Below are 7195 nucleotides of genomic sequence, written 5' to 3' on the forward strand. Positions count from 1 at the left end.
AAGAGACAGCCCTTCAGCGCGGGGAGGATGTCAATTGCTGAAGATTTCCACAAGGCCGCACTCTTCAATTAAAACTCACCTCAAAATCGTCTGTCTGTGGATCCAAGCTTCCTATCCACGCCCGAATAAATCCCATTGGGATCAGATATACCAGTAACGTAGGCAATGAGTTGAGGTCGCTATCGATTGCGAATGCGATACCGGCTAAAACCAACGTCACGGGGGCGAGTACGTATACAAATATCAAGTACAATTCAGTGAGTGGGGCGTACACAAACGCCAGCGGGTCTGTCGGTGATTTCTGTTTGTATGATTGCTCAGCAACAAAGTGCCGCCAAACACGGCTCAGCTGAAACAGCACGATGCCAGCAATCGCGAGGCCGACTGACACGGGTAGGTCCGAAGCAAGACTGTATCTGGAGGCAACAGAGCGGATTATAACGCCGACAATCACGGCATTGAAAACAACTTTGGACCAGACAAATTTGATATTTCGCCAGTATACTGGTGGGAACAAGCCAATCAGCTGACGTGGGGTCGGGTCGGTGTCCCACATGTCTCCGTCCCGACCGTCTACTGGTTTCGGAGTAAACAACGCAATAGGAAAAAAGAAGAGCTGGATAATCGCTACCTCGATGAGATACACCAGTGCGATCTCAACGAGGTTCCACTGAAACACGACCACTCCAACAATGAGTCCAAAATTCAGTATGAGCCCAAGGAAAAAGTCGCTAGACTCTCCCAGTTCTCTGAACGTGGTATCAACAACCGATGTCCAGCTGCGTTCACCCATTTGCTAGTTGGTTTGTTTTCACACGTTCATGCTTATTTTCATTTCCAAACAGAACCTGCTAGCTAAGGTCTGTGGCCAGCACGTTTGGTGAAATAAGACGCGACTCCGGTGTCGCCTCGCCCCAGCAAACCCAATTCGATACAACCACTACTACCGGTCGAAACTGAGCAACATTGAACGACCCGACGATGAGTGAAGATATTATATGGTTCGGATACCTTCCTGAATTATGACTGGGGCACCCCTCAGGCTCCAACGAGCGGACGAAGCCACTCTCTCTTATGTCGAAACTAGACTTGAAGCGAATGGCTTGCCGTCTCAGGACGTACGGTCGAAGCCAGACTGCTTCTACATCGGCTACGACGGCGACGAACGGATAGGCGTCGTAGGTATCGAATTGTATGGGACTGACGGTCTTCTACGGTCGGTTGTCGTCGAAGAAGCTGTGCGAGGCCAGGGATATGGAGCAGCACTCTGTGCGGTTGTGGAAACGGAAGCGCAGTCTGCCAGCGTTGATACGCTGTACCTGTTGACAACAAACGCTTCTAGTTTCTTTGTCGACTTGGGATACGTGGAAATAGATCGAAGTACAGCTCCAAGGGCTATTCAGCAAACTACAGAATTCGACGATATCTGCCCTTCAACAGCTACCTGTATGAAAAAAACTCTGTAGCACCAGACCTGTTCTCTAGCTCCTCTGTACTGAACGATTCGTGAGTCATCTGTACTGAGCGATTCCCACTATGTGTAAGGGGTCTTCGATGACCACCTGTTTGTGCCAACTCATGAGCCCTAGACACCCCCGAGAAGGATGTGCTCGACGACATCTGCGAATGTAACCTTTTCGCGCAGCTGCTGTATCTCGACGGTGACATGCCACCGCTAGGAGCGGTGACACTGGCAGGTGCCGCCGCTTCCTTCGCTACACAGGGCGGAAGCAACCTGTAGGGACGCGCGCGGCGCGAGAAGTGCGCGATGGAGCATGACCCAAACGCGGCGACGCCGCAGCACGCCGCCTCTGTCCTCGTGGCGTGCGGCCTGCTCGCGACGATGCTCACTGCGGCATTCGCATTCGGGAGCGGTGGTCCGGCCACTGCGGCGCTGCTTGTTGCCGGTGCGAAAGGCGTGTGAAATATCGACCTCGAGGAGCCCGGAGAAGAGCCGTCAGTCAGTCGTGGGTCCGGAGGTTCGTCACGTCCATCAAGTCGGTGAGAAGTCTCGTCTCGAAGTCAAAATCGGCGACGATGAGTTCGGCACCGGTGGAGCGCGCTGTCGCGGCGATGAGGAGATCGCGGGCAGCCATGCGCTCACCGTCATCCATCAACTGGTCTTGTATCCGCGTGGCTTCGAGGGCGATCTGGTCGTTGAGTTCGAGCGACTGAACGCCACCGAAATCCTGCCGGATCGCGACGACATCGGTGGTCCCAGCACTGATTTTCCCGTTGAGCACCTCGAAGACGCAGAGCGCGGACGTGAGGTAGGGCTGTCCGCGGTCCTCGACGAATTGACGGTGTCCGGGACGCCTTCGAGCATGTCGATGACGACGGAGGTATCGAGGAAGATCACCGCTCAAAACTCTCTTGCGAGCGCTTGACGGCGTCACGTGCGCGGTCGGCGGCTTCCGGGCTCCACGCGCCGATGTTGATCGGATTCTCGGTCTGAGCGAGGCGTTCGAGCAGCTAGTCGAACGTCTCGTCATCCCGTTTCAGGCTCTCTAGCATCTCCTTCGTGTCGTCAGAGACGCGGATTGACGTACTCATGTGTATACAAACTGTATACACGAGTTATTATCTTTTGGCGCTATCGTTGGACCGGTGAACCGCCTCAGGGTCAAGCCCCGAGGCTTCCCGTGGTACAGTTATAGGTCACAGACAAGCCAGATCTTCGAACGGGCCTACGCGGAACCGTCGCGGAACCGTTCGATCGGGATATCGGAGACGTCATCATAATCGTCGTCACCGCCAACGAAGAGCGTCGCGTCAACATGTTCAGCCGTTGCCAGCGCGAACGAGTCGCCAAGCGCAGGATTATACTTGAGCGTATACTCCGAGGCGTCCGTCCAAGTATCGGCGACATCTACCGTTTTGATACCGAGATTAGTCAGCCAGTCGAGATACTCGTCGGCTGTGTCGCGGTCGTACTTTCGGGCGATTGTGTACCGGATCTCAGCGAAATTCACGTAGCTGGCGTAGCCGACGGTGTCCTCGACTGCGACCGCGTCGAGATACTCTTCTACAACCTCGCTGCCTAGTTCATCGTCGGCGTGTGCTATCAGCGGCTCAGCGCCGAAGACAACGCGGTCAGGAGCCGACATTATTCTTCAGTTGAGAACTGCGAGTCACGTTCATTCCGGTCCTGGTCGCGTTTCTCTTCGAGAATCTCGGACGCAGGCTTGTCTGTACTCGCTTCGCTACGGGCGGCAAAGCCGCGCATCTCGCTCGGTGAGCGGACCTGTTCAACGATCACCTCTCCATCTTCGGTTTCCCGGAACAACACCTTCCCAGGCGCTTCGATCCCGAGCTTTTCGCGGAACCGTTTTGGGATGGTCGCCTGGCCGTGCTTAGTGACGGCGACAATCTCTTTTTCAGAGTCATTTGGTTGTTCTGACTTACTTATAGTTCATAATTAGATCTTAATCATAATTAAATTTTCTTCTTATTGACAAATAGTTGTTACTCCTCTGTCGGATGTTTTGGTCGAGTTCGAGGTGTGGTTCGGCTTTTGAGGAACGCGAAATACTAGAGTCAAACAGTCCTCGAACGCAGCGGTTCGATTACCTGTTGTGGTCAATATATCCGGCTTCCCATTCAGTCCGAGCTTCGATCTCTCTCGTGCCCCGGCGAGTAGTGCTGTACTCGTTGGTCCGTCGGTCCCGCTGGCTTTTTTCGATGAGTCCCTTCTCAACGAGCGTGTCGAGGTTGGGATAGAGCCGCCCATGATGGATTTCCTTTTCGTAGTAGTCCTCGAGCTCGTCTTTGATCGCAAGTCCGTGGGGGCCATCACGTCCGGCAACGACGTACAGCAGATCGCGCTGAAAGCCAGTGAGATCGTACATATCGCAATTTTCGCATTCGAGTTTTGAAGTACTACTGATTTGGTGACTGCGTGTCATAGAATACGTTTCAAACCCTCTAGGCAGTGATTTTGACTGCTTCATCTCACGCTTGAGTCGGAGGAGCACCGTATTTTCGTCTCCATAGTCGGGCTATCGTGGGGCGGATGCTACAGCAGAGACTGGATCCCGGTGGAGAGTGTTTTCAGGTCTGCTGTCGCGAGCTTTCGGTTGCGATAAGGCGAAGTCGGGGGCAACCGATATTTATTGGGACTTTTTCAGTCTCGATGCGGCCAGCATCTTCGAGTGCTGATTTGGCCCGTTAGAAGGTCGCTTTCGAAGCGATATCCGTATCCTCTCCCCATTTGAGATGTCGTGGAGGAGGACCTTGTTACGGGCTGCGAGGATGGGCATGATCTCGACGATACTTGGTATTCGTTGCTGTTGGAAATCTCTTCAGCGTGTGTGAGGACTTCGTTCAGTTCGTCAGCGGCGTCGTCGCTAATCTCTTCTCGGAGCGTCTCTTTACTACTGTGAGGAGAGGTGTCCGAAGGTGATGCTGCTCGACAGCCTCGAATCTGGGGTCGGACTCGCCGTAGACTGATGAGACCAGTTCGGGATCCGAACTCGAGATACTGTGCTTCCCAGAAGGGCTCCGAGAAGACATTTCAATAATTTACTAGATATCAGTCCGATATCAGATAAGATAATTCGGCCGTAGCTTATTATATATACACCATCAAACAAACATATATTGATGGGTGTCCCAATATCAGAAAGTCACAAGCGTAGGGTATTCACCGCGTGATGGCTGGAGTGTTGACGACACCAGCGGGTATCGCATATATTAGTCTATTTTTTATTAGTGGCATCATCTGTTTTGCGGCTATTCCGCGTGCGAGGATGATCTCCGACGCCGACATCCGTCGTGGCTTGGTCGGAATGCTCGTAGCGACGGGAATCTGGGGAATATTCAAAACGGGATACTTTCTTGTGCCGGATCCACTCAAGGAGCCCGCGTATATTATTGGACTCGTGTTCGGATTCGGGACCGTTTGGGCGTGGTTGTACTTCGCATCCGCTTATAGCGGCCGGCAACTACATCAGAACTCAAGTATACGTCTCCTCAGTACCGGCGTGTTTCTCACCGTGGTAACCGTGAAGGTTACCAATCCGTTACACGGCCTCTATTTTACAATCAGTGAAGCTACCACGCCTTTTCGCTATTTGGCGATCAACCACGGTATAGTCCACTGGATAGCAACTGGGTTCTCGTATGTGCTCGCAGCCGTCGGCCTGTTCATGGTATTCGAAGTATATGTGAAGTCGGAGTATGACTCACGGCTGCTGGCTGGCATGACCGGCCTCCTCGGCTTACCTGTTATCTTTGATCTCATCGCTATTACGACACCGACGTTGATTGAGTTCATTTACGCGCCGGTTGGGGTAGCAGGGTTCGCGGTCGGAGCAGTGTTCCTGTTCGGCGATCGGCTCCTAGCAGTCGGCGCGGCCTCCCAAGCCGGCAACTTGACCGTGATCGTCGACGACGATGGTCGGATCAAAGACTACTCAGCCGCGATGGTAGACTCGTTTCCGGATCTTGGTGGATCAGTCGGCGAGAGCCTCGAAGATGTGTTTCCGGAACTCCGTGCGGCCCAGAACGGGACAAAAAACGTCGTCACGCAGAATAACGGCACTCAGCCGAGCCACTACCTCGTGTCGTCACAATCAATGGGTGTCGGGGGACCAGAGACAGATGTTTTGACTCTCAATGACATTTCAGAACGCGAGCGGCAGCGTCAGCAACTGCTAAAGCGAGAACGCGAACTCGACCAACGCAACGAGCTCTACCGGGCCATTCTGGCTGCGAGCTTCTCGTTCGTGTTCCGAATCGACATCGAGATGCGATTCAATTACGTGTCCGAGTCGGCCGAATCATTCGTGGGATACGAGCCTGAGGAGTTGACTGGCGAGCACATATCAGTACTTGCCGCAGATGACGAGAGCCTCACAACAGCAGTGGAGCGTCTCGACGAGGTCACAAATGGCCAGACGGCTCAGATACGCGACCACCCTATCGTGACACAGTCGGGTCGCACCACTTACATCGACATGCGGCTCGTTCCAATTTACGACCCTTCTGTGAGCCGCGACAAGCGGACGGCCGACGACGTCACAGAAGTCCAAGTGATGGTTCAAGACGCGAGCCAGCGACGAAAGCGCGAGGGCCTGATCAGCGTATTAAATCGCGTGTTACGACATAATGTTCGGAACGAACTGACGGTGATTAATGGCCGTGCCGAACTGCTCGCAAACGAGCTTGACGGAGGTGCTAAATCGAGCGCTGAGACGATCGTTCAGGCTGGTGAACGCCTGTTGGACATTGCTGAGTCAGCGCGACAGATCGAAGAGAACCGGGAGGTCTCGCCGGAACTTCAAGCAGTCGATATTATTCCGACCATCAGCGATACGATCGAAAGACTCGAACAGCGGCACCCGGAAGTGGGAGTGACAACCGAGCTACCAGACACTGCGGTCGCCGAAACTTTACCACGGATCGGGACGGCCATGTGGGAGTTGCTCGAAAACGTTGCGGAGCACACCGGCTCGGACCCGGTCGTCAAGATAACTGTAATCAAGCGTAATGACTCAGTTGTGCTGACCATCGCGGACGAGGGGCCTGGAATCCCGAAAGAAGAAGAAGAAGTTCTGGTTAAAGGAAAAGAGCAACCATTAGTCCATGGCCAAGGACTCGGTCTCTATCTCGCGTATTGGATCGTCGTCACGGTAGGGGCGGACATCGAAGTGTCCGGATCTGAATCAGGGACAACCATCCAGATCCACCTCCCAACCCCTACGGACTCCTCATAAAATATTCTCGACTGTTTAGCTTTATTAAATCATATTATCAAATCCGAGAAATATACTGCGGCTTTAGCTGTAGGATGATCCGGTGTGTCACCTCGCAAAGCCTACTATGCGACTTGACGACTATCCCAAACGAGACGGGAAGCGGGTCTGGCTCAGCCAGAGCGACGAGAACGACGAGGTCGCAGCGTTCATCGACGAGGCGAAGTCCCCAGAGCAGGAGATCGCGTTTCGGCTCGGCGTTCAGGCCGGACTCCGTCGCGAGGAGATCGCCAGCGTCACTGGCAACGACTTCACGTACGCCCCGACGGCTTCCTCCGCGTGTGGAACGACTACCCGAAGCGCGGGCAGTACCGCGAGACGCCGATTCCAAAGGAACTCGCCAGTTCCGTCCGGACACTCTCATACGAACGCGACCCCGATGAGCCGATCGTCGACGTCGAGCCGAACTCAATCTATCGCTGGGTGAAGCGCGCCGGCGA

8 protein-coding genes are annotated in these 7195 nt (G+C 54.1%); 2 read left to right on the top strand and 6 right to left on the bottom strand.

Translation table 11 applies throughout. The features are described 5' to 3' along the window. Positions 1 to 64 precede the first annotated feature (64 nt). Positions 65 to 793, bottom strand: a complete 729-nt coding sequence (locus Z052_RS16920; RefSeq protein ID WP_241897984.1) for a DUF6498-containing protein — start codon at positions 791 to 793, stop codon at positions 65 to 67. Between the two features lie 229 nt (positions 794 to 1022). On the opposite strand from Z052_RS16920, the gene arsN2 reads away from it, so the two are divergent. Continuing rightward, positions 1023 to 1466: an arsenic resistance N-acetyltransferase ArsN2 gene (arsN2, locus tag Z052_RS16925; RefSeq protein WP_080508672.1), complete on the top strand. Its 444-nt coding sequence runs from the start codon at positions 1023 to 1025 to the stop codon at positions 1464 to 1466. A gap of 495 nt (positions 1467 to 1961) precedes the next feature. Here the strand turns inward: arsN2 and Z052_RS16930 are convergent, their stop codons facing one another. The 5 genes from Z052_RS16930 to Z052_RS21435 all read right to left on the bottom strand — a co-directional run bounded on the left by Z052_RS16930 (position 1962) and on the right by Z052_RS21435 (position 4134). Next, on the bottom strand, positions 1962 to 2396 hold the full coding sequence (locus Z052_RS16930; RefSeq protein ID WP_241897985.1) for a PIN domain-containing protein: 435 nt from the start codon (positions 2394 to 2396) through the stop codon (positions 1962 to 1964). A 291-nt stretch (positions 2397 to 2687) separates the two neighbouring features. Continuing rightward, positions 2688 to 3107 (bottom strand): PIN domain-containing protein, encoded by a 420-nt coding sequence (locus Z052_RS16940; RefSeq protein ID WP_049933161.1) that lies wholly within the window; start codon positions 3105 to 3107, stop codon positions 2688 to 2690. Then, a complete protein-coding gene (locus Z052_RS16945) occupies positions 3107 to 3409 on the bottom strand; it encodes an AbrB/MazE/SpoVT family DNA-binding domain-containing protein (protein ID WP_099289277.1) in 303 nt (100 codons plus the stop codon). Before Z052_RS16945 ends, Z052_RS16940 begins: the two co-directional genes overlap by 1 nt. A gap of 157 nt (positions 3410 to 3566) precedes the next feature. Then, a complete protein-coding gene (locus Z052_RS16950; protein ID WP_099289278.1) occupies positions 3567 to 3848 on the bottom strand; it encodes a helix-turn-helix transcriptional regulator in 282 nt (93 codons plus the stop codon). Positions 3849 to 4050: 202 nt separating this feature from the next. Next, complete coding sequence (locus Z052_RS21435) at positions 4051 to 4134, bottom strand: hypothetical protein (protein WP_303645068.1); 84 nt, start codon at positions 4132 to 4134, stop codon at positions 4051 to 4053. Positions 4135 to 4652: 518 nt separating this feature from the next. Between Z052_RS21435 and Z052_RS16960 the strand changes: the two genes are divergently transcribed. Beyond that, the gene (locus Z052_RS16960) at positions 4653 to 6716 is read left to right on the top strand and encodes an ATP-binding protein (protein WP_099289279.1); all 2064 of its coding nucleotides are present in this window, start codon (positions 4653 to 4655) and stop codon (positions 6714 to 6716) included. The last annotated feature ends 479 nt before the right edge of the window (positions 6717 to 7195 follow it).

It is taken from the genome of Halorubrum sp. C191 (assembly GCF_002727095.1).
GTDB classification, from domain to species: domain Archaea; phylum Halobacteriota; class Halobacteria; order Halobacteriales; family Haloferacaceae; genus Halorubrum; species Halorubrum ezzemoulense.